At 64.2% G+C, this 23013-nt stretch carries 22 protein-coding genes; 3 read left to right on the plus strand and 19 right to left on the minus strand.

Annotated features, from left to right (window positions below; genetic code table 11):
* On the minus strand, positions 1 to 927 hold the full coding sequence (locus E6B08_RS28855) for an alpha/beta hydrolase (protein WP_136917085.1): 927 nt from the start codon (positions 925 to 927) through the stop codon (positions 1 to 3).
* Positions 928 to 1036: 109 nt separating this feature from the next.
* Here E6B08_RS28855 and E6B08_RS28860 point away from each other — a divergent pair, with 109 nt between their 5' ends.
* The 3 genes from E6B08_RS28860 (at position 1037) to E6B08_RS28870 (ending at position 4876) form a co-directional block, all read left to right on the plus strand.
* Positions 1037 to 1603, plus strand: coding sequence for a DUF6436 domain-containing protein (locus E6B08_RS28860; RefSeq protein WP_136917086.1), 567 nt, complete (start codon positions 1037 to 1039; stop codon positions 1601 to 1603).
* Between the two features lie 64 nt (positions 1604 to 1667).
* Entirely contained in the window at positions 1668 to 4034 is a 2367-nt protein-coding gene (locus E6B08_RS28865) for a penicillin acylase family protein (RefSeq protein WP_136917087.1), read from the plus strand.
* 23 nt (positions 4035 to 4057) lie between these two features.
* A complete protein-coding gene (locus E6B08_RS28870; protein ID WP_136917088.1) occupies positions 4058 to 4876 on the plus strand; it encodes an alpha/beta fold hydrolase in 819 nt (272 codons plus the stop codon).
* Between the two features lie 56 nt (positions 4877 to 4932).
* Here E6B08_RS28870 and E6B08_RS28875 read toward each other — a convergent pair whose 3' ends face one another.
* The 18 genes from E6B08_RS28875 to E6B08_RS28965 all read right to left on the minus strand — a co-directional run bounded on the left by E6B08_RS28875 (position 4933) and on the right by E6B08_RS28965 (position 22945).
* Complete coding sequence (locus E6B08_RS28875) at positions 4933 to 5805, minus strand: transporter substrate-binding domain-containing protein (RefSeq protein WP_136917089.1); 873 nt, start codon at positions 5803 to 5805, stop codon at positions 4933 to 4935.
* Positions 5802 to 6575, minus strand: a complete 774-nt coding sequence (locus tag E6B08_RS28880; RefSeq protein WP_136917090.1) for an amino acid ABC transporter ATP-binding protein — start codon at positions 6573 to 6575, stop codon at positions 5802 to 5804. The genes E6B08_RS28875 and E6B08_RS28880 overlap by 4 nt, the downstream gene beginning before the upstream one ends.
* Positions 6572 to 7231: an amino acid ABC transporter permease gene (locus tag E6B08_RS28885; RefSeq protein ID WP_136917091.1), complete on the minus strand. Its 660-nt coding sequence runs from the start codon at positions 7229 to 7231 to the stop codon at positions 6572 to 6574. The genes E6B08_RS28880 and E6B08_RS28885 overlap by 4 nt, the downstream gene beginning before the upstream one ends.
* On the minus strand, positions 7212 to 7877 hold the full coding sequence (locus E6B08_RS28890) for an amino acid ABC transporter permease (RefSeq protein WP_136917092.1): 666 nt from the start codon (positions 7875 to 7877) through the stop codon (positions 7212 to 7214). The genes E6B08_RS28885 and E6B08_RS28890 overlap by 20 nt, the downstream gene beginning before the upstream one ends.
* Positions 7878 to 8250: 373 nt before the next feature.
* Complete coding sequence (locus E6B08_RS28895) at positions 8251 to 9036, minus strand: MetQ/NlpA family ABC transporter substrate-binding protein (protein WP_136917093.1); 786 nt, start codon at positions 9034 to 9036, stop codon at positions 8251 to 8253.
* 184 nt (positions 9037 to 9220) lie between these two features.
* Positions 9221 to 10051 (minus strand): sigma 54-interacting transcriptional regulator, encoded by an 831-nt coding sequence (locus E6B08_RS28900; RefSeq protein ID WP_136917094.1) that lies wholly within the window; start codon positions 10049 to 10051, stop codon positions 9221 to 9223.
* A 64-nt stretch (positions 10052 to 10115) separates the two neighbouring features.
* The gene (locus E6B08_RS28905) at positions 10116 to 10697 is read right to left on the minus strand and encodes an alpha/beta hydrolase (protein ID WP_136917095.1); all 582 of its coding nucleotides are present in this window, start codon (positions 10695 to 10697) and stop codon (positions 10116 to 10118) included.
* A 272-nt stretch (positions 10698 to 10969) separates the two neighbouring features.
* Positions 10970 to 11371 (minus strand): ExbD/TolR family protein, encoded by a 402-nt coding sequence (locus tag E6B08_RS28910; protein ID WP_136917096.1) that lies wholly within the window; start codon positions 11369 to 11371, stop codon positions 10970 to 10972.
* A 1-nt stretch (position 11372) separates the two neighbouring features.
* On the minus strand, positions 11373 to 12092 hold the full coding sequence (locus E6B08_RS28915) for a MotA/TolQ/ExbB proton channel family protein (protein WP_136917097.1): 720 nt from the start codon (positions 12090 to 12092) through the stop codon (positions 11373 to 11375).
* A gap of 28 nt (positions 12093 to 12120) precedes the next feature.
* Entirely contained in the window at positions 12121 to 12918 is a 798-nt protein-coding gene (locus E6B08_RS28920) for an energy transducer TonB (protein ID WP_136917098.1), read from the minus strand.
* Positions 12919 to 13396: 478 nt separating this feature from the next.
* Positions 13397 to 14386 (minus strand): sulfate/molybdate ABC transporter ATP-binding protein, encoded by a 990-nt coding sequence (locus E6B08_RS28925; RefSeq protein WP_136917099.1) that lies wholly within the window; start codon positions 14384 to 14386, stop codon positions 13397 to 13399.
* A 3-nt stretch (positions 14387 to 14389) separates the two neighbouring features.
* A complete protein-coding gene (cysW, locus tag E6B08_RS28930) occupies positions 14390 to 15262 on the minus strand; it encodes a sulfate ABC transporter permease subunit CysW (RefSeq protein WP_136917100.1) in 873 nt (290 codons plus the stop codon).
* An 11-nt stretch (positions 15263 to 15273) separates the two neighbouring features.
* On the minus strand, positions 15274 to 16092 hold the full coding sequence (cysT, locus tag E6B08_RS28935) for a sulfate ABC transporter permease subunit CysT (protein WP_136917101.1): 819 nt from the start codon (positions 16090 to 16092) through the stop codon (positions 15274 to 15276).
* A 185-nt stretch (positions 16093 to 16277) separates the two neighbouring features.
* Entirely contained in the window at positions 16278 to 17285 is a 1008-nt protein-coding gene (locus E6B08_RS28945; protein WP_136917103.1) for a sulfate ABC transporter substrate-binding protein, read from the minus strand.
* A 48-nt stretch (positions 17286 to 17333) separates the two neighbouring features.
* Entirely contained in the window at positions 17334 to 17516 is a 183-nt protein-coding gene (oscA, locus tag E6B08_RS28950; protein ID WP_016489716.1) for a sulfur starvation response protein OscA, read from the minus strand.
* A gap of 208 nt (positions 17517 to 17724) precedes the next feature.
* A complete protein-coding gene (locus tag E6B08_RS28955; protein ID WP_136917104.1) occupies positions 17725 to 20799 on the minus strand; it encodes an efflux RND transporter permease subunit in 3075 nt (1024 codons plus the stop codon).
* Positions 20796 to 21860 carry an efflux RND transporter periplasmic adaptor subunit gene (locus E6B08_RS28960; RefSeq protein WP_136917105.1) on the minus strand — a complete coding sequence of 355 codons (1065 nt, stop codon included), beginning with the start codon at positions 21858 to 21860 and terminating at the stop codon, positions 20796 to 20798. The genes E6B08_RS28955 and E6B08_RS28960 overlap by 4 nt, the downstream gene beginning before the upstream one ends.
* Positions 21857 to 22945: an efflux RND transporter periplasmic adaptor subunit gene (locus E6B08_RS28965; RefSeq protein WP_136917106.1), complete on the minus strand. Its 1089-nt coding sequence runs from the start codon at positions 22943 to 22945 to the stop codon at positions 21857 to 21859. The genes E6B08_RS28960 and E6B08_RS28965 overlap by 4 nt, the downstream gene beginning before the upstream one ends.
* Positions 22946 to 23013: the final 68 nt, after the last annotated feature.

A 23013-nucleotide genomic window follows, 5' to 3' on the forward strand; every position in this document is an offset into this window, starting at 1 on the left:
TCAGCCCAGGCGCTGGTCGAGGAAGTCGAAGTAGCGTTGACGGATGCCTGGCAGTTCGTTGGCCAGGTGATGACGCGCCTCGGGCAGCATGAGAATCTGCGGCTCGCTGAACTTGGCCCTGAGCACCTGCAGGTTGTACGGCCAGTCCACCGTGCCATCGGCCTCCCCCTGCACGATCAATGGCCGCCGCGTGCTGTGCGGCGCGGCGTGGATCCGCTTGACCCAGGCCATCAACGCGCCGACCCACGCCGTGGGCAGACGCCGCGGCTGCAGCGGATCGGCTTCGAGAAACGGCAAAAAGGCCGGGTCGTTGGTGTTCTCGCTGAAGCGTCGCTCGATGCCGTTGACGAAGTGGCGCAGCACCCGGTAACTGAACTTCGACCACTTCCAGGCGCGAGGACGCACCAGCGGCGCCAGGAGAATGACCTGGCCATCGATCGGGCTTTGCACGCCCTTGTGCAACAGATGGTCCACGGCGATGGCGCCGCCGGTGCTCTGCCCGCACAGATGCCAGGGCTGCGGTAGGTCCAGGAGGCGGGCCTGGTCGAACAAGGCCTCGAGCACCTGCTGGTACTGCGAGAAGTCGCGGATGCTGGCACGCTCGCCACTGGACAGGCCATGACCTGGCAAATCGCAGCTGATCACCGCATAGCCTCGCTCCAGCGCCCATCGGATCACATGCCGGTAGAGGCCCATGTGGTCGTAATAGCCGTGCAGCAGGAACAGCGTCGCGCTCGCCCGCTCTGGGAGCCATACCTGCCCCACCACATCGAACCCCGCTGCCCGGAAGCGGCCCAGCCAGCTCTGCGCGGGCAGGTCGAGGCCGTAGAAGCGCTGGTAGTCCCGCGCCTGGTCGGTCAGCGCCTGGCGCTCGGCGAGGGGCGCCAGGCTGGCGCGCAGGAGGTCGGGATGAAAAGCAGCGGGCATCAGGCAAATCCACAACGCAACGAGTATTGACCTGCGATATTCAGCTCTGGCCGGCATCGTGGCAAGCTTGGCCGCTTTCCATCGCGTTTCGGGCAACCCAGGATCACCCATGTCCATCCGAACCAGACAGCTAGGTATCGCCCTCGCACTCGTGCTCTGCGCCGCCGTGCTCTGGCAGGCCTACAGCAGTTTCCAGGCCCGCTACCTGCGCCCGTTCGCCAGCCAGGCCACGTTGTTCGACGGCAGCCAACTGCGCCTGCCCCCTGAGCTTGCCGGCCCGGGTCCGATTCGCGTGGTGCACCTCTGGGACCCGGCCTGCCCGTGCAACGTCGGCAACCAGCAGCACCTGGGCGAACTGATCGAGCATTTCGCAGGCCAGGGCGTCACCTTCCATGTGCTGCAAAAACCCGGCAGCCATGGCCAGCTACCGGCCAACCTCGCCCGCCTGCACGCCATCGCCAGCCTGCCCGGCAGCGAGCACCTGCCCGCTTCGCCGGCCGTGGCGATCTGGGACCAACAGGGCAAGCTCGCCTATTTCGGCCCCTACAGCGAAGGGGCGGTGTGCAACGCCAGCAACAGCTTCGTCGAACCGATCATCAAGGCACTGCAGGGCGGCCGCCCGGTCAATGCCTCAAACACCTTGGCCGTGGGCTGCTATTGCTCCTGGAGCGGCTAAGCTGTGTGCGCCGGCCCGTCGAAGACCGGCACTGGCATTGCGCTCGCGTCTACAAGGAGTCTCGATGAAACGCAGCCTCACCCTATTCGCCGTCCTGGTGGCCGTGGCCGCTGGCGCCGGCGGTTACTGGTACGTGCACGGCAAGCTGCCGCAACGCCAGGGCGAGGTCGCGATCGCCGGCCTGCAGGCCCCGGTCAGCGTGCGCTACGACGCCCGTGGCGTACCGCATCTGCAGGCACGCAACCAGCAGGACCTGTATCGCGCCCTCGGCTACGTGCACGCCCAGGATCGTTTGTTCCAGATGGAAATCGTCCGACGCCTGGCCCGTGGCGAACTGGCCGAGGTGCTGGGAAGCAAGCTGGTGCCCAGCGACACCCTGTTCCGCAGCCTGCGCATTCGCGAACGCGCCGCAGCCATGGTCCAGCGCCACGACCCGAACAGCCCCGCCTGGCAAGCCCTGCAAGCCTACCTCGACGGTATCAACAGCTGGCAGGCCAGCCACCCCAAGCCCGTCGAGTTCGACCTGATCGGCATCACCCCTCGGCCGTTCACAGCCGAAGACACCCTGAGCGTCGCCGGCTACCTGGCCTACAGCTTTGCAGCCGCTTTTCGCACCGAGCCTGCGCTGACCTACGTGCGTGACCAGCTCGGCCCCGACTACCTGAAGATCTTCGACCTCGACTGGCAGCCGCAAGGCCAGCTCGCCACCCCGCTGGCCGCTGCCGACTGGCACAGCCTCGAGGCCCTGGCGCGGGTCAGTCATGAGGCCTTGGGGGCGGCCGGCATCCCTGCGTTCGAAGGCAGCAATGCCTGGGCCGTTTCCGGCAGCCGTACCCGCAGCGGCAAGCCCCTGCTCGCGGGCGATCCCCATATCGGCTTCGCTGTGCCCGCCGTGTGGTACGAGGCCGAACTGTCGGCGCCGGACTTCAACCTGTACGGCTACTTCCAGGCGCTCAACCCCTTCGCCCTGCTCGGCCACAACCGCGACTTCGGCTGGAGCCTGACCATGTTCCAGAACGACGACGTCGACCTGATCGCGGAAAAGACCAACCCGGCAAACCCCGACCAGGTGCTGGTGCACGGCCAATGGCAAACCCTGGAAAAGACCGAGCAGACGATTGCCGTCAAGGGCGAGGCGCCCGTCACCCTCACCCTGCTGCGCTCACCCCACGGCCCGATCGTCAACTCGGTGCTCGGCGCCACCTCCGGTAGCGCCCCGATCGCCATGTGGTGGGCGTTCCTGGAAACCGAAAACCCGGTGCTCGAAGGCTTCTACCAGATCAACCGCGCCGACACCCTGGCGAAGATGCGCGAGGCCGCCGAGAAGGTCCAGGCCCCGGGGCTCAACCTGGTATGGGCCAACGCCCGTGGCGACATCGGTTGGTGGGCCGCGGCAAAGCTGCCGATTCGCCCGGATGGCGCCGAGCCGACATTCATCCTCGACGGCAGCAGCGCGCAAGCCGACAAGCTCGGTTTCTACCCTTTCAGCGTCAACCCGCAGCAGGAAAATCCCGCCAGCGGCTACATCGTCTCGGCCAACTACCAGCCGCCTGCGGTGGTGCCGATCCCCGGCTACTACAACCTGCCCGACCGTGGCCGCCAACTGGACCGGCAACTGGCCAACCCCGAGGTGAAATGGGACACCCAGAACAGCCAGGCGCTGCAGTTGGACACCAGCAACGACTATGGCCCACGCACGTTGGCGCCACTGCTGGCGACCCTGCGCGGCATCGCCGAGGGCGACGAAGAACAGGAGCTGGTCGAGCAACTGGCGGCCTGGCGCGGCGACTACCCGCTGGACTCCACCAGCGCCACGCTGTTCAACCAGTTCCTCTACGAACTCGCCTACGCGGCCCTGCATGACGAACTCGGCGACACCTGGTTCCCGGTGCTGCTCAGCACCCGCGCCATCGATGCGGCCCTGCCGCGCCTGGCCGCCGATGCACAGTCGCCCTGGTGGAACCTGCGCGGCGCCAGCGAACGCACCGATCGCACCGCCATCGTGCGCATGGCCTGGCGCAAGAGCCTGGAGCACCTGCGCGCCACCCTTGGCAGCGATCCCGCCAGCTGGCAGTGGGGCAAGGCGCACACGCTGACCCACAACCACCCGCTGGGCGGCCAGAAGCCACTCAACCTGCTGTTCAACGTCGGGCCGTTCGCCGCGCCCGGCAGCCATGAGGTGCCGAACAACCTGTCGGCGAAGATCGGGCCCGCCCCCTGGGCGGTGAACTATGGCCCCTCCACGCGGCGGCTGATCGACTTCGCCGACGCCGGCCAGGCACTGACCGCCAACCCGGTCGGTCAGAGTGGCGTGCCATTCGACAAGCACTATTCCGACCAGGCCGAAGGCTATGTGCAGGGCCAGTATCAGAAGGCGCTGATGGCGGTGATACCTGCCGAGAGTACCCTGCGCCTGGTTCCCAGTCGGTAACCCTTCCAGATCGAGGATTTCCCATGCAAAAACACTTCATCGAGATCGACGGCGCGCGCATGAGCTATGTCGACCAAGGCCAGGGCTTCCCGGTGGTACTGGGCCACAGCTACCTGTGGTCGGCGGCGATGTGGCAACCGCAGATCGACGCCTTGTCCCGACACTTTCGGGTGATCGTGCCCGAGCTCTGGGGCCACGGCGACTCCGAGGCACCACCGACGACCACCACCGACATGAGCGCACTGGCCCGCCAGCACCTGGCGCTGCTCGATGCCCTGGACATCGCCCAATGCCACCTGGTCGGGCTGTCGGTGGGCGGCATGTGGGGGGCAGAACTGGCCATCGATCATCCGCAGCGGGTCGACCGCCTGGTGTTGATGGATACCTACCTGGGCGCCGAACCAGAAGCCACCCGGCTCAAGTACTTCGCCTTGCTCGATGCGGCCAGCGCCGCAGGCTGCTTCCCAGACGCGCTGCTGGATATCATCGTGCCGATCTTCTTCCATGCCAGCGGCGAAACGGTGCCGGAGCTGCGCGAGGCGTTTCGTGCGGCGCTCAAGTCGAGCAGTGCAGAGGTGATCCGGCAAAGCCTCGACCCGCTGGGCCGGGTGATTTTTGGCCGGCCCGACCTGTTGGCGCGACTGGGTGAACTACCCAGCGAACGAACCATCGTGATGTGCGGCGACCAGGACATTCCCCGCCCGCCCGAAGAGAGCAACGAGATGGCGCGGCTCATCGGCTGCCTGGCAGCGCAGATTCCATTCGCCGGGCATATCTCGAGCCAGGAGAACCCGCAGGTGATCAACGACTTCCTGCTGAACTGGCTGCCGCGCAACCGCTAGTAGGAGCCGGCTTGCCGGCGATTGGGCCGCTCAGCGGCCCCCTCCAGATCAACCCATCAACCCTGCCACTTGCCCCCTTCGACGATCACGCTCTCAGGCTTGGTGTCATCGCTCAGTTCCTTGCGCACGTACTGGTCATACAGCTTGAGCAGGAACTTCTCCTCACCCAGCTTGGCCAGCTCGGCATTCACCCAGTCACGCAGCTCGGTGTTGCCCTTCTTCACCGCAGGCGCGATCGGTGCTTCATCGCCAAGGAACTGCGGCAACACGCGGTAGCCCGGGTTCTGCTTGGCCCAGCTGAACAGGATCAGGTTGTCCTGGGCGTAGGCATCGCCACGGCCATTGGCCAGGGCCTGCAGCGACTCGCTGTTCTTCTCGAACTTGAGCAGCTTCCAGTCCGGGTGGTTCTTGGTCAGCCAGATATCGGCCGTGGTGCCGGTGGTGACGATGATGGTCTTGTCCGCCAGGTCATCGAGCTGCTTGACCGGGCTTGCGTCGGCGACGATGGCCTGTACCGCGACACGCAGATTGGGGTTGGTGAAGTCCACCGCCTCCTTACGCTCCGGCGTCACGGTCATGTTGGCCAGGATCAGGTCGACCTTGTCGCTTTGCAGGAAGGGAATCCGGCTGGCCGGCTCCACCGCCACGAACTCGACCTTGTTCTCGTCGCCGAGCAAATCCTTGGCCAGGCGGCGGGCGATGTCGGTATCGAAGCCCACATAGCGGCCACTCTCATCGACGAAGCCGAACGGCGGCTTGTCGGTGAATACGCCGACGATCAGCTTGTCGCGCGCCTTGATGGTCTCCAGGTAGCTGGTGGCAGGGGACGCGGCGGTGGGCTTGCTCGGCTCTTCGGCCTTGTTGCAGCCGGCCAGCAGGGCCAGGCCGAACAGCGGCGCCAGCAGCTTGGTGAAGTTGGCAGTTTTCATGACAGTTCCTTGTGTAGTGTCTTTGGCAGGCTTTCTACGAAGGAGAATTTGTCCAGGAACTGCTGCGCGCGTGCGGTCCGCGGTTGGCTGAAAAAGCTCTCGGGGTCGCTCTGTTCAAGGATCCTGCCGGCCTCCATGAACACGATGCGGTCGGCCACCGCGCGGGCGAAGGCCATTTCGTGGGTAACGATGAGCAAGGTCATGCCTTCGCGGGCCAGACCCTGGATCACCTGCAGCACTTCCTTGACCATTTCCGGGTCGAGGGCGGCGGTGACTTCGTCGAACAGCATCACCTCGGGGTTCATGCACAGCGAACGGACGATGGCGATGCGTTGCTGCTGCCCGCCCGACAGCTGCCTGGGAAAAGCGTCGCGCTTGTCCAGCAGACCGACTCGCGCCAGCAACGCCTCGGCCTGGGCCTGGGCTTCGGCGCGCTGACGACGTTGAACCTTCAGCGGGCCAAGCAGCAGATTGTCGATCACGCTCATGTGGCCGAACAGGTGGTAGCTCTGAAACACCATGCCGACCCGCTGGCGCACCTGGCGCCAGTCGGTGCCGGGTGCCAGCAGGTCCACGCCATCGAGGCGCAAGTGGCCGCTGTGGGCCTGCTCCAGGCCGTTCAGGCAGCGCAGCAAGGTGCTCTTGCCGCAGCCACTGGGGCCGAGGATCACTACCACCTCCCCCGAATGCACCTGCAAGTCGACATGGTCGAGCACCTGATGCTCGCCGAAATACTTGTTGAAACCCTGGAATTCGATCAATGCGCTCATGAGTGGGCCCAGCGGCGTTCCAGCACGCGCGAGGCGGCGGACAGCGGATAGCAGACGATGAAGAAGAACAAGAACAATACGCCGTAGATCAGCACCGATTCGTAGGTGCGTTCGATGATCTGCTGGCCGGCCTTGATCACCTCGACCACGCCGATCAACACGGCCAGCGAGCTGGTCTTGATGATCCGCGTGTAGATGTTGATGGTCGGTGGGGTCATGCGCTTGAGCGCCTGGGGCAGCAGCACGTAGCCATACAACTGCCAGCCGGACAGGCCGATCGACAGCCCCGCTTCACGCTGGCCGCGGGGCAACGAACGCAAGGCGCCGCGTACCACCTCGCCGACCTCGCTGGCGCCCCACAGCCCCAGCACCAGCACCGCGCACCAGAAGCTGGGGATGCTGATGGCGAAGAAGATCGGCAAGCCGAAGAACACCAGGTACAGCCAGACCAACACCGGGATGGCGCGAAACAGCTCTAGATAGACCTGCAAGAGGATGTCCAGTGCGCGGTTGCCCAGGCTCGCGAGCACGCCATACAGCACCCCGCCGAGCGTGGCGAAGAGAATCCCCAGGGCGGAAATGGCCAAGGTCTGCGCCGCGCCCTTGGCCAGCAGCGGCAGCGATACCCATAACAGTTCAGGCGCCGTACTGGCCATGTTGCAGCCTCCTTTCCAGGTAACGCAGCAACAGCGAAAGCGGCAGGAACAGCACCACGCAGAGCAACGTCAGGACCGCGAGCATCTCGTAGGTCTTGTAGTACAGGGCGATGTAGTTCTTGGTGGTGTAGAGGATTTCCGGTACCGCCACGGCGGACACCACGGTGGTTTCCTTGAGCAGGAAGATGAAGTTGGCGAACAGCGCCGGCAGGCTGAGGATTCCCGCCTGGGGCAGGATCACATGGCGCAGCAACTGTCCTTCCGACAAACCGATCGAGCGCCCCGACTCCAGCTGCGCGCGGGGTACCGCCTCGACGCCGGCACGCAGCACCTCGGTCAGGTAGGCGCCGCCCATGAAGGTCATGGTGACGATCGCGGCGGTGAAGCCGGACACCTTCACGCCCAGGGCGGGCAAGGCGAAATAGACGAAGAACAGTTGGATCAGCAACGGCGTGTTGCGCGCAAGCTCGACGTAGCCTTTGACCAGGCGCCACAGATAAGGCGTACGCAGCACCAGGATCATGGCATTGGCCACGGCCACCAGCAGCGAGGTGACGATGGCGATCGCGCCCACCTTCAGGGTAACGCCCACGGCCTGAAAGAACGCAGGCAGGGTGCTGAGCATGAATGCGGTGTCGAAGGTCATGGATGTCGCCTCGACACAAGTTTTGCGAAAAACGGCATGAGAAGATCTGGCGTAGGCGGAGACCGCGATCGCTAGACTTTAAAGGTATAAAAAACTTTTAATAAATACCTTTATTGCATATTGATATCACTGAAACTTTCTTCTCCCGCACGCCTCAAATGGCTTCACCTGCCGTGATTGCAAGGCCATCAAACCAACAAGGACGATAATTGATGAACAGTGCCTGCTTGAATGATCCGAACGAACAATTGTTGTGGTTGATGGCGTTGCGCCGAGCCCTGGGTGGGCCGCGCTAACGCGGTTTTGTCACCCGCCACACATGAAAACGCCGACGCAAATGCGTCGGCGTTTTCATGACAGGGCCTGCAACCGATCAGAACGCCGGCAGCACCGCCCCCTGGTATTTCTTCTCGATGAAGGCTTTGACTTCCGCGCTGGTCAGGGCCTTGGCCAGCTTCTGGATGGCTTCGCTGTTCTTGTTGTCCGGGCGGGCAACCAGGAAGTTCACGTACGGCGAGTCGCTGCCTTCGATGACCAGTGCGTCCTTGGCCGGGTTCAGGCCAGCTTCAAGCGCATAGTTGGTGTTGATCATGTCCAGGTCGACCTGGTCCAGTACACGCGGCAGCATGGCCGATTCCAGCTCGCGGAACTTCAGCTTCTTCGGGTTCTCGGCGATGTCCTTGGGGGTCGCCAGGGCATTCTTCGGATCCTTCAGGGTAATCACCCCAGCCTTCTGCAGCAGCAGCAAGGCACGACCGCTGTTGCTGCCCTCGTTGGGGATGGCGACGGTGGCGCCTTCCTTCAACTCGTCCAGGCTCTTGACCTTCTTCGAGTAACCACCGAACGGCTCGACGTGTACACCGATCACGGTTTCCAGGTGGGTGCCCTTGCCTTCGTTGAAGTTCTGCAGGTAAGGCAGGGTCTGGAAGTAGTTGGCGTCCAGGCGTTTCTGGTCGACTTGCACGTTGGGTTGCACGTAGTCGGTGAAGACCTTGATTTCCAGGTCCACACCTTCCTTGGCCAGGGTCGGCTTGATCAATTCGAGGATTTCGGCGTGTGGCACCGGGGTGGCGGCGACCACCAGTTTCTCGGCGGCATTGGCCAGGCCAGCGAACGACAGGGCGGCGGCCAGGGCCGTGGTCAGCAGGGTCTTCTTCATGGTGTTCCTTACTTGAGCGGGAGCCATCTTCGATGGCGATATCTGGGTGCCCGCGGCCAGGCCTACGGGCGTGAGGCGGACGATACCGAGATTTTTTATTCCTCAACAATATCTTTTTATTTGGTTTTTATAACAGAAACAACTTGCCATCATGACTTTTGCTTATGAGCCGCTACGCGCCCGTCTAGCTCGCGGCATTGGGCAGGTCGAGGTCTTCCGGGAGGATCTCTTCGCCTTCGCTGACCAGCAAGGCGAAGTGAATGACGTTTTCCAACTCCCGGGTGTTGCCCGGCCAGGCATGAGCCTCCAACGCGTGCTGGGCTGCCTCGCTGATCAAGGGCACATCGCGCTGCAGGCGCGCGCTGTAGATCCCCACGAAGTATTCGGCCAATGCCAGGATATCTCCCGGACGCTCGCGAAGCGGCGGCAGCTCCAACGCGCCTTCGCGCAGATACAGGTACAGACGCTCGTTGAAACGCCCGGCGCGGACCACGCGCGCCAGGTCGATGCTGGTCGCGGCCACCAGGCGCACGTCCACCGGCTGCGGCTGGTGCGCCCCGACACGGGTCACCTCGCGGTTTTCCAGCGCGGCCAGCAGCTTGCCCTGGATGGCCAGCGGCAGGTCGGCGATTTCGTCCAGGTACAACGTGCCGCCGTTGGCCGAGCCGAACCAGCCGGCCCGGCTGCTGGCCGTGCCGCCGTGGGCGCCTGCGGTGTAGCCGAACAGTTCGGCGTCGGCGTAGGTGGGGCTGATGGCGGCGCAGTTGACCGACACGAACAACCCGCCCCGGTCGCTGGCCCGGTGGATCTGTCGCGCCAGCAATTCCTTGCCGGTACCGGTCTCGCCGCGCACCAGTACCGGTAGCGATTGCGGCGCCAGGCGTTCGAGGGCCTGGCGCAACTGCTGGGAGCGCGGGTCGATGAACACCAGCGCCTTGGCACGGACGCTCAGCGGGCTCTTGTCCACTTCGGGGAAGGTCAGCAGCGGCTGGCCGAACGGGTTTTGAAACGTCATGAGAAACTCCCACCCCAGGCCTTGCGGGGCCGGGTGTCAGGCAAACGGTGAACGGTAGGGCCGATCAGGCGCGGCGCAGCGCCCGCTGCTCGACCCGGCTTTGCAGGCGGTAGAGGTAGGCGAAGCCCTGCTCCCAGCGCTCGTGCCCGGACTTGACGTTGATGTGCCCGGCATTGGTCAGCAACCCTGCCTCGGCACCCCAGGCCTGGGCCAGGTGCAGCGCCCGTGGCACGCTTACCGCCGGGTCGTTGTCGGAGCTGACCACCTGGCTGGGGAACGGCAGCGGCTGCTGCGGGATCGGCGCGAAGTTGCGCAAGGCCGGCGCGCAGGTAGGTCGCTCGACATCCGCCGGGGCCACCAACAGGGCGCCACGTACGCGACGCAGCAACGTCGGGCTGGCCTGCGCCGCCCAATGGGCGACGGTGACGCAGCCCAGGCTATGGGCGATCAGGATCACCGGCGAGCGGTCGACGGCAATCGCCTGCTCGAGCGCTTGCACCCAGTCGCGGCGCTGCGGGGTCAGCCAGTCGTACTGCTCGACCCGGGCGCTGTTGGGCAGGGTGCGCTGCCAGTGACTTTGCCAATGGTTGTCTGGCGATCCTTGCCAGCCCGGCACAATCAGGTAACGAATCGACTCATTGCGCATGGGAACGCCTCCGTGAAGTTTGCGTGCTTGGCAACAAGTATAGGGCGGGAGTTATATCAGTAAAGGAATAAGAAGCTATTTATTAATAACTGTAAGTTTTGTCTTTACCGGCCCTTTCGCGGGTGAACCCGCTCCTACAGGAGGCGGGGGACCTGTAGGAGCGGGTTCACCCGCGAAAGGGCCGGCACAGACAAAAAAAAGGGCCAACCCCTGCCAAGAGATTTGGCCCCCCTCGCACGAGCGAGAGTCACTTGCCTGAAGTCTGTCGCCGATCAGCGCGCGGTAATCACCGCCAGCTTGCTGATCCCGGCACGCTCGATGGCCGCCATCGCCCGCGCCACCTCGCCATAGTTCACCCCATCGTCGGCCTGCAGCTGCACCCGTACCTCGGCGTCCTTTTCCTTGGCCGCCTTGAGGTTGGTTTCCAGCAAGTCGGGCTGGATCTCATCCTTGTTGATGAACAGCTTGCCGTCGCCATCGATGCTCACCACCAACGGGTCCTTCTGCTCCACCGGGGCCACGGCCTCGGTCTTGGGCAGGTTGATGGGGATGGCATTGGTCAGCAGCGGCGCGGTGACGATGAACACCACCAGCAGCACCAGCATGACGTCGACCAGTGGCGTGACGTTGATTTCACTGAGGACTTCGTCGCTGTCCTGGGTCGAAAAGGCCATATCAGGACGCCTCCTTCACCGGTTGGGTGAAGCCGGCCTGGGCCTTGTGCACGGCAGGGTGCACCAGCACGCGGAAGGCATTCTTCTGCGCCAGGCTGTAGAAGTCGTGAGCGAAGTCGTCGAGGTCGGCGGCGGTCAGCTTGAGACGGCGCAGGAAGTAGTTGTAGACCAGCACCGCCGGCACCGCGACGGCAATACCCACGCCAGTGGCCACCAGCGCCGCGCCAATCGGCCCGGCGACGGTCTCGAGGCTCGCCGAACCTGCCGCGCTGATCCCCTTGAGCGCTTCCATGATGCCCCACACGGTACCGAACAGGCCGATGAACGGCGAGGTGCTGCCGATACTCGCCACCACCGCCAGGCCGGTTTCCAGCGAGCGGCGTTCACGCACGATCTGCTGGCGCAGGGCGCGTTCGAGGCGATCCTGGTGGTTGATGGCATGGCTCAGGTCGTTGGCCTGGGTATCGCCGACGGCGATCGCGGCATAGCCGGACTGCGCCACCCGCGCCGCTGGGCCTGGGAGTTCGTGGCTGAGCTCGGCGGCCGAGTCGAGGCTCGAAGCTGCCCAAAACTGCTGGTGGAAGCGCTTGTCCTGGTTCTTCAGCCGTACGAACTGCACGACCTTGACCAGGGCCAGGCCCCAGGTGACGACGGAGAAGCCGACCAGCAGCCAGATGACTGCGCTTTCGACGGATTCGAGAGGGGATGCCAACAGGCTCATGATGATGTCTTCCTATGTTCGGGCAAAGTTAACGAAGCTTGAAATCGATCGGTACGCTGACCCAGCCGGCCTGGGCCACGTCACCCTGCTTGGCGGGGACGAAACTCCAGCGCTTGACCGCTGCCAAGGCAGCACTGTCCAGCGCATCGCGGCCGCTGCTTTTCTGGATCTGGATCTGCCCCGGCTTGCCGCTGGGCAGGACCTCGACACGCAGCAGCACGGTGCCTTCCCAGCCCCGGCGTTGGGCCATCTGCGGGTACTCCGGCGCCGGGTTCTTCAGGTACGCGGCGTTGGCCGATGGCGGCGTGACCGGCGCCGGCGCGGGTGGCGCAGGCGGTGCTGGGGCAGCTACCGGCGCCGGGGCCGGCGGCGGCGCTTCGACCGGCTTGGGCTGTGGCTTGGGCGGCTGCTTGACCACCGGCTTGGGCACAGGTTTTGGCTTGGGCTTGGGCTTGGCGGCCAACTCATCGACCACCGGCGGTGGCGGGGTTTCGACCACGGGCGGTGCCGGTGCCGGCGGTGGTGGCTCGACCACCGGTGGTGCGGGCGCAGCGAACTCGATGGTCATCGGTGGAATCTGTGGCGGCACGACCGGCAGCTCAGGCGTAGGCGCCTGGCTGATCCAGTAGGCGGCGGCGCCATGCAGCGCTAGCACCAGCAGGCCCAATGCCCACTTGTCGCGGCGCTTGAGGCCACTGACCGGGGTGCGCTGCAGGCGCAACTGGCCCAGTGGCAGGCGTAGCGTCCGTCCGAGGTCGACCAGGTCACCCGGTGACGGGCGCCATGGCTGGTCGTAGGCCCTGACGGCCGACTGGACATTACCCATTGATCAAACTCCTGGGGTCTCGATTCAGGTGTGTGGTTGAATCATCGGGCCCAAGACTTATCTCTGAAAGTAATGTTTAAAATTAAAGTTAGTTCTTCTAGGAATATAGAATTTGAAGGGAAGGCTCAAGCCCGCGGGTTTCGCGGGGTGTGGCAACTGGCGTTGCAGGGAATGCATCATCGGCATCGAAAATATGCCTGCATGGCATCGAATGTTGCCCGGGCGATCGAGCAGGCAATAAAAAACCCGGGGCCAGCCTAATGCTGTTCACTTAAGCTCTACATCGCCGGCTTTGGGGCCGCCTTGCGGCCCATCGCGGCACAAGGCCGCTCCCACACTGACCGCGTCCCCCCCATCTACAGGGCAAGCACGGACATGTGGGAGCGGCCTTGTGTCGCGATGGGCTGCGCAGCAGCCCCAGCATTCTCAAGTCAACAGCATCAGGGGCCAGCCCGGGTTTTCATGCGATGCCGTTGCCTCAGATATCCGCCACCTTCTGCCACACCTTCGGCCGGAAGAACAGCGTCTCGCCACGGGCAAGGCCAGTCAGGCTGTCATGATCCTTGACCACTTCGGCCTCGATCAGCTCGCTCTGCCCTTCCACCTTCAGGGTGACCCGCGTGGTCGCGCCCAGCGGCCGGATGTCACGGACCTCGGCGGCATGGTGCCCCTCGGTTTCATGCCGCGACAACGACACCTCGTGCGGGCGGAACAGCACATGGTGCCCCTCGCTCAAGGCCAGGCGGTTGGAATCGCCGAGGAAGTGATAGACGAAGTCGTTGGCCGGCTTCTCGTACACCTCACCTGGCGAGCCGATCTGCTCGATCACGCCCTTGTTCATTACCACGATGCGGTCAGCCACCTCCATGGCTTCTTCCTGGTCGTGGGTAACGAACACCGAGGTCAGGTTGATGTCCTCGTGCAGCCGTGCCAGCCAGCGGCGCAGCTCCTTGCGCACCTTGGCGTCGAGGGCGCCGAAGGGCTCGTCGAGCAACAGTACCTTGGGTTCCACCGCCAATGCCCGGGCCAGGGCGATACGCTGGCGCTGGCCACCGGAAAGCTGCTCGGGGTAACGATCGGACAGCCAGTCGAGCTGAACCATGTTCAGCAGCTCGTGCACCTTTTCGGCGATCTTGCTCTCGCTCGGGCGCTCGCCCTTGGGCTTCATGCGCAGGCCGAAGGCGACGTTGTCGAACACGCTCATGTGGCGGAACAACGCATAGTGCTGGAACACGAACCCGACGTTGCGATCACGCACATCGTGGCCGGACACGTCTTCGCCATGGAACACGATATTGCCGGTATCCGGGGTCTCCAGGCCGGCGATGATGCGCAGTAGCGTGGTCTTGCCGCAGCCGGACGGGCCCAGCAGGGCCACCAGCTCGCCGCTGTTGATATCCAGGTTGATGTTGTCCAGGGCCTGGAAGCTGTTGAAGCGCTTGCTGACGTTACGAACTTCGATCGACATGAATTATTCCTCCGCTGCGCTGTGGCGCAGGCGGTTAATACGGTTCTCGCTCCACTGCTTGAGCAGCAGGATGAAGAGCGCCAGGATCAGCAGCAGGCTGGCCACGCTGAAGGCCGCGACATGGTTGTACTCGTTGTAGAGGATCTCCACGTGCAACGGCAAGGTGTTGGTCACGCCGCGAATGTGGCCCGAGACCACCGACACGGCGCCGAACTCACCCATGGCCCGGGCGGTGCAGAGCACCACGCCGTAGATCAGGCCCCACTTGATGTTCGGCAGGGTCACGTGCCAGAACATCTGCCAGCCATTGGCGCCGAGCAGGCGCGCGGCTTCTTCTTCCTGGGTGCCCTGCTCCTGCATCAGCGGGATCAGCTCACGGGCGACGAAGGGCACGGTGACGAAGATGGTGGCCAGGACGATGCCCGGCAGGGCGAACACGATCTGGATGTCATGGTCCTGCAGCCACGGCCCGAACAGGCCCTGGGCGCCGAACATCAGTACGTAAACCAGGCCGGCGATCACCGGCGACACCGAGAACGGCAGGTCGATCAGGGTGACCAGCACGCTCTTGCCACGGAAGGTGTACTTGCTCACGCACCACGCGGCGCTGACGCCGAACACCAGGTTCAGCGGCACCGAGATGACTACCGCGAGCAGGGTCAACTCGAGGGCGGACAAGGCATCGGGCTCGAAGATCGCTTCGAAGAAGGTGCCAAAGCCGTTTTTCAACGCCTGGGACACCACGATCACCAGCGGCAGCAACAGGAACAGCGCGAACACCAGCCAGCCGAGGCCGATCAGGATACGCCGCGAGGTGGCGCTGCCACGCCGGGCAGCATTGGCGGCGGCGCTTGCGCTCAGGGATGAACTGGACATGCCGGCCTCCTTCAAGGGGTTTCGATGCGGCGCTGCAGCAGGTTGATCAGCAGCAGCAGGATGAAGGAAACCACCAGCATCAGCACGCCGATGGCGGTTGCGCCGGTGTAGTCGTACTGGTCGAGCTTGACCATGATCAGCAGCGGCAGGATCTCGGTCTTCATCGGCATGTTGCCGGCGATGAAGATCACCGAGCCGTACTCGCCGACGCCGCGGGCGAAGGCCAGGGCGAAGCCGGTCAACCAGGCCGGCAGCAATGCCGGCGCCAGCACGTGGCGGAACACCTGCAACGGCTTGGCGCCCAGGCAGGCGGCAGCCTCCTCGACTTCACGCGGGATGTCCGCCAGCACCGGCTGCACGGTCCGCACCACGAACGGCAAGGTGACGAAGGTCAGCGCCAGGGTGATGCCCAACGGCGTATAGGCGATCTTGAAGCCCAGGTCGGTGGCGAACTGCCCCACCCAGCCTGCCGGGGCATACAGGGCGGTCAAGGCGATGCCGGCCACGGCGGTGGGCAGGGCGAACGGCAGGTCGATCATCGCATCGATGATCTTGCGTCCGGGGAAGGTGTAGCGCACCAGCACCCAGGCCAGCAGGGTGCCGATCACGCCGTTGATGATGGCGGCGAACAGAGCAGTGCCGAAACTCAGCTTGAGCGCGGCGAGCACCCGCGGCGCACTGACGATGTTCCAGAACTGCTCCCAGGTCAGCTGGGCGGCATGCACGAACATGGCGGCCAGCGGTATCAGCACGATCAGGCTGAGGTACACCAAGGTGTAGCCCAGCGTCAGCCCGAAGCCGGGTATGACGGGGGAAATGCGACGTGACATAAAAGTCCCTGGTTGAACGCACGAAGCCCGGAACATATCCCGGGCCGGTGCTGGCTGCTGAATCCTGGGGCTGCTGTGCAGCCCTTTCGCGGCGCAAGGCCGCTCCCACATTGGATCGCGATTGATTGTGGGGGCGGCCTTGCGTCGCGAAAGGGCCGCAAAGCGGCCCCGCTGTTCCTTGGCGCTTACTGTGCCTGGTAGATCTGGTCGAACACACCGCCATCGTTGAAGAACTTAGGCTGTGCAGTCTTCCAGCCACCGAAGTCCTTGTCGATGGTCACCAGGTCCAATTTCGGGAATTGCTTGCCAAATTCGGCAGCGACTTTCGCGTCCCGTGGTCGATAGAAATTCTCGGCGGCGATCTTTTGGCCAGCCGGGCTGTACAGATGCTTGAGGTACTCGGTGGCGATCTCGGTATTGCCCTTCTTCTCGGCGTTCTTGTCGACCACCGCCACCGGCGGCTCGGCGAGGATCGACAGCGAAGGCACGACGATGTCGAACTTGTCGGCGCCGCCGTCTTCCTTCAGTGCCAGGAAGGCTTCGTTTTCCCAGGCCAGCAGCACGTCGCCCTGGCCGTTGTTGACGAAGGTGATGGTCGAGCCACGGGCGCCGGTATCGAGCACCGGTACGTGCTTGAACAGCTCCTTCACGTATTCCTTGGCCTTGTCTTCGCTGCCACCGGTCTTCAGGCCATAGGCCCAGGCGGCGAGGAAGTTCCAGCGGGCGCCGCCAGAGGTTTTCGGGTTCGGGGTGATGACCGAGACATCCTTCTTGATCAGGTCGCCCCAGTCCTTGATGCCTTTCGGGTTGCCCTTGCGCACCAGGAACACGATGGTCGAGGTGTAGGGGGTGCTGGCGTCCGGCAGTCGGGTCTGCCAGTTCTCCGGCAGGGTCTTGCCGAGCTTGGCGATCTCGTCGATGTCGCCGGCCAGGGCCAGGGTCACCACGTCGGCACGCAGGCCGTCGATCACGGCACGGCCTTGCTTGCCCGAACCACCGTGGGATTGTTGGATCTTCACCTTGTCGTCCGGGTGGGACTGCTGCCAGTGCTTGATGAATTCAGCGTTGTACTGCTGGTACAGCTCGCGAGTCGGGTCGTAGGACACGTTCAGCAGTTCGTAGTCCTTGGCGATGGCGGAACCGGCAAAAACGGCGCTGGCCAAGGCGGCAAGCGCATAACGGCGGATGGACATGGTGAAGCTCCCGATTGGCATTTTTCTAGTTTTGGATGTTTCGCGAAATCAGCCGGACTTGTTGCCGGGCTGTTGCAGGCGGAATTTCTCCTTGCGCTCGATCTGCACGACCTGAGCGTTGTGCACAGTGATCTCCACCGCACCGAAGCGCAGATCGCGCAGCGCGCTCTGGATTTCACGCAGAATGGTGGCTTCGTCCTGACCGTCGATGCTACGCAGAGATGCACTCATGCTCGTTCTCCTGTGAGTAAGGGTGCCGGGCAGAAGTGTGAAGGGGATTTGCGCCTGGCTTGAGGGCAATAGTAGTGAGGCAGAGTTATTCTTAAAAATACTGTTTAAGAATGTTTATATAACCAAAAATAAACAAGGCTCTGTAGGAGCGGGTTTACCCGCGAATGCGTCGGTGATCACACCATCGCATTCGCGGGTAAACCCGCTCCTACAGGGGATTGCGCCGGGCTTCACTCTGTTTTTGCGGCTCGCGGATCTTGTACCAGGCCACATACAACGCCGGCAGGAACAACAGCGTCAGCAGCGTGGCGACGATGATCCCGCCGATCATGGCGTAGGCCATCGGCCCCCAGAACACTTCCCGGGCAATCGGGATCATGCCCAGGCTGGCTGCGGCGGCGGTCAGCAGAATCGGCCGGCGCCGGTGGTTGGTGGCTTCCACCACGGCGTCCCAGGGCTCGAAACCCTGGGCCTCGAACTCATCGATCTGGGTCACCAGGATCACCGAGTTACGAATGATGATGCCCGCCAAGGCCAGGATCCCGAGGATCGCCACGAAGCCCATCGGCGTGCCCGTGGGCACCAGCGCCAGCACCACGCCGATCAACCCCAGCGGCGCCACGCTGACCACCAGGAACAGCTTCTGCACGCTGTGCAGCTGGATCATCAGGAACGTCGCCATGAGGAACAGCATCAACGGGATGACCTTGCGGATCGGCCCCTGGGCCTTGGCGCTCTCCTCCACCGTACCGCCGGTGGCCACTTCGTAGCCAGGCGGCAACTCGCTGATGAACTTGTCGATGTCGGGCTTGAGCTGGGCCACCAGGTCGGTTGGCTGGATGTCGCCGGTCACCGACGACTTGATGGTGATGGTCGGCTTGCGGTCACGCCGCCATACCAGCGGCTGCTCCAGTTCGTAACGCACGGTGGCGAACGACAGCAGCGGGATGGACGTGCCGTTGGGCGTGAGGATCTGCAGGTTCTGCAAGGTATCGGGCGAGCCACGCTCGCTGTCTTCGGCGCGGGCGACCACATCGACCAGGTAGATGTTGTCGTTGACCTGGGTGATCGGCACGCCGCTGACGATGCTGTTCATCACGTTCGCCACGTCCTCGGACGAAAGCCCCAGCTGGCGGGCCTTATCCTGGGCGATTTCGACTCGCAGCACCTTACCGGGCTCGTTCCAGTCGTAGATCATCTCGCCGATGTGCTCGTTCTGGTCGAGCAAGGTCGCAAGCTCGATGGCGTGCTTGCGCACCTGGTCGATGTCCTTGCCGCTGACCCGGTACTGGATCGGCCGGCCCACCGGCGGGCCCATCTCCAGCGACTGGACGTTGGTGCCGATGCCGACGAACTCTTCGCGCAGCAGCTTCTGCAGGCGGTCCATCAGGCCCTGGCGTTCCTCGAAGCCCTTGCTGACGATGACCAACTGGGCGTAGTACGGGTTCTGCAACTGCTGGTCCAGCGGCAGGTAGAAGCGAATCGCGCCCTGGCCGATGTAGGTGCTCCAGTGCACCAGGTCCGGATCGTCCTTGATCTTCGCCTCGAGGCGATCGACCACCTTGCGGGTCTCCTCGATGGAGGCGTTCTGCGGCAGGTTGAGGTCGACCAGGATCTCCGGCCGGTCCGATGACGGGAAGAACTGGTTCTGCACGAAGCGCTCGCAGAAAATCGCCAGCACGAACAACAGCACGGTGCCGATGATGGTCAGCCAGCGGTTGCGCATGCACCACAGCAGGCCATGCTCGAACGCCCGACCCAGGCGACCCGGCTCGGCGTCGTGGGGCTTGATCTTGCTGCTGCTGAGGATGTGCACGCCAAGCACCGGGGCGAAGAACACTGCCACCACCCACGACACCAGCAACGCCACGGCGATCACCGCGAACAGCGTGTAGGTGTACTCACCGGCCGAACTCGCGTTGAGCCCGATGGGCACGAACCCGGCCACGGTCACCAGGGTTCCGGTGAGCATGGGGAACGCCGTGGAGGTGTAGGCGAAGGTCGCCGCCTGCTCCTTGCTCTCGCCCATCTCCAGGCGCGTGACCATCACCTCGACGGTGATCATCGCATCGTCCACCAGCAGGCCCAGGGCGATGATCAGCGCGCCCAGCGAGATCCGCTGCATGGTGATGCCGCTGTACTCCATGAACACGAAGACCATGGCCAGCACCAGCGGGATCGAGCAGGCCACCACCAGCCCGGCACGCATGCCGAGGCTGACGAAACTCACCGCCAGCACGATCACCACCGCCTCGAACAACGCGCTGGTGAAGCCGCCCACGGCCTGCTTGACCACCACTGCCTGGTCGGACACGGTGTGCACGCCCACGCCCACCGGCAGCTCCTCCACCACGCTGTTCATCTTTTCTTTCAGCGCAGCGCCGAACACCTGGATGTTGCCGCCCGCCTTCATGCCGATGGCAAGACCGATGGCGGGCTGGCCGTTATAGCGGAACATCGGCGAAGGTGGGTCGACGTAGCCGCGTTCGATGTCGGCGATGTCGGCCAGGCGGAAGAAGCGGTCATTGATCTTCAGGTTGACGTTCTGCAGGTCCTTTTCCGAAGCGAACTGGCCGGTGGTACGCACCGAGATGCGCTCGGGCCCGGCCTCGATCACCCCCGCCGGGGTCACCGCGTTCTGTGCCTGCAAGGCCTGCATCACCTGGCGTTGGTCGATGCCCAACGCCGCCAGCTTGCGGGTCGAGAAGTTCAGGTAGAGCACTTCGTCCTGGGTGCCGACCAGCTCGATCTTGCCGATGTTCGGCACACCGCGCACCTCTGCCCGCGCCTGCTCGACGTAGTCGCGCAATTGGCGGAAGGTGAGGCCGTCGGCGGTGAAGGCGTAGATCGAGCCGAACACGTCGCCGAACTCATCGTTGAAGCCAGGGCCCTGGATACCCTCGGGGAACTCGCCGCGGATGTCGTTGATCTTCTTGCGCACCTGGTACCAGATCTGCGGGATGTCGGCGGCCTTGGTGGTGTCGCGCAGGTAAACGTAGACCGTGGACTCGCCAGGCCGGGTGTAGCTCTTGGTGTAGTCCAGCGAGTCCAGCTCCTCGAGCTTCTTCTCGATGCGGTCGGTGACCTGGTACAGGGTTTCGTCCTGGGTCGCGCCCGGCCAGCGGGTCTGGATGACCATGGTCTTGATGGTGAAGGAAGGGTCTTCCTCACGGCCCAGGTTGAAGTACGAGAAAATCCCCATCAGCAGGCCAACGAACATCAGGTACCAGACGAAGGACTGGTGCTTGAGCGCCCATTCGGAGAGGTTGAAGCTTCCTTTCATTGCGCATCCTCTTCGAAGACGACCTTCTGGCCAGGCTTGAGGCTGTTGACACCGGCCGTCACGACCCGCTCTCCGGGCTGCACGCCAGCGCTGAGGACGAAGGTCTCGTCGGTACGATCGATCAGGGTGACGTCGCGGGTGGCCACGGTCTTGCTGCCGGGGTCGATCACCCACACCTGATGCTTGCCATCGCGCTCGAGCAGGGCACTGAGCGGCAGTTCGCTGCGCGGCGTGACCTCTGAAGTGAGCGTGACGCTGATCGCGGTCCCGAGGTGGAAGGCCGCCGGGGTGCTGGCCAGGGTCAGGCGGGCACGTCGGGTGCGGGTGGTGGCGTCGGCCTGTGGCTCCAGTTCACGCAGGCTGGCGGTGGTGTTGATGCTCGGCTCAAGTTGCGAGGCGACGGTGAAGGTGAGGCCCTCGCTCAATTGCTCGGCGAGGCCGATCGGCAAGTCGATCACCGCCTCTTTCACATCCGGGCGGGCCAGGGTGACCACTGCCTCGCCAGCGCTGACGGTCTGCCCGGCCTCGGCCTTCCAGTCGGTGATGACGGCGGCGTGATCGCTGCGCAGGGTGGTGTAGTCGAGCTGGTCATGGGCCTGGCTGAGCGCCGAACGGGCCTGCTCCAATGCCGCAGCGGTGGTCTTCAGGTTGGTCTGGGCGATGTCCAGCTGGGCCTGGGCGCCCACGCCTCGGTCGTACAGTTGCTGCTGGCGGCGGGCATCGGCCTGGGCATTGATCCATTGCGCCTGGACCCGCGCCAGGTCGCCTTCGGCGGCGCGCAGCTGGTTCTGCTGGTCGGTCGGATCGAGCGTGGCCAGGGTATCGCCCGGCTTGACCTGGGCACCGACGTCCAACCAGCGCCGGGCGATGCGCCCGGACACACGGAAGCCCAGGGTGCTTTCGAAGCGCGCCTGGATGGTCCCGGCGAAACGCCCCAGCTGCGCCAGCGCCTGGGGCTCGACCTTGACCGACAGCACCGGGCGAATCGGCTCGGGGGCTTGTTCTTCACTGCCGCAGGCGGCCAACAGGCTCGCTGCAAGCATCAGCAGCAGGCGCTTCATAGCTCACCCCCCGGGGCGTTGCCATCGACCTTCTCCACCTGCATGCCCGGGTGCAGCAGTTGGCCACCGTTGACCACTACGGTCTCGCCGCCCTTCAGACCGCTGGCGACGACGATCTTGCCAGTGAGGTAGCGAGTGACCTCGACCTTGCGCAGTTCGACCTTGTCGCCCGCGCCCACCACCCACACCGCCGGCTCGTGCAGGGCCTTGGTCAGCGCCGACCATGGCAGCTCGATGCTTGGCCGGCCCTGGGCGTTGGTGGTGGCGGTCACCGGCGCACCCAGCTGCATCTGCGGCGGCACATCCTTGAGCGCGACCTTGACCTCGACCGTACCGCTCTGCGCCGACACGGTCGGGGTGACTTCGCGCACGTAACCATGGGCCTGGACCTTGGGGTCGTCGAGCAGGCTGACGATCACTCCGGCCTCGCTCGGCGGCGCGACCAGCAACGACTCGTAGACGTTGAACACCGCATCGCGGTCGCCGTCGCGGGCCAGGCCGAAGATCGGCATGGTCGCCTGCACTACCTGGCCGACCTCGGCCTGGCGCTCGGTAATCACGCCATCGGCTTCGGACACCAGCTCGGTATAGCTCAGTTGCTCGCGGGCGTTGGCCAGTTGCGCCTGGGCGGCCTTGAGCGCGCTCTGGTTGCTGCGCAGCGCCGCTTCGGCCGAATCGTACTCGCTCTGGCTGGTGTAGCCCTTGGGCAGCAGTTTTTGCTGGCGAACGAAGGCGGCGCTGGTCTGGGTGACACGCGCCTGGGCGGCGAACACCTCGGCCTTGGCCGAGTCCACGTTGTTCTGCAGGTCCTTGGGATCGAGCCGCGCCAGCACCTGGTTGGCCTTGACGTGGTCCCCGACATCGACGCTACGCGAGATGATCTTGCCGCCGACGCGAAACGACAGGTCGGTCTGCACCCGCGCCTGCACGTCACCGGTCAGGGTCACCCTGGCGGCGAAATCGGTAGGCTGGACCTGCAGCACGCCGACTCGAGGCAGTACCTCGGGGGCTTCCTCCTTGCTACAGCCGCCGAGCAGGTACAACAGCCCCAGGCAAACGACCGACAGCGGACGAATCAACGTCATGCAGGCTCCTAAGCTTGCGCACAAATGATTTGTGAGATGCGACTCTTAGCGTAGATCAGGGTTCGATA

Source organism: Pseudomonas putida, assembly GCF_005080685.1.
GTDB classification, from domain to species: Bacteria; Pseudomonadota; Gammaproteobacteria; order Pseudomonadales; family Pseudomonadaceae; genus Aquipseudomonas; species Aquipseudomonas putida_V.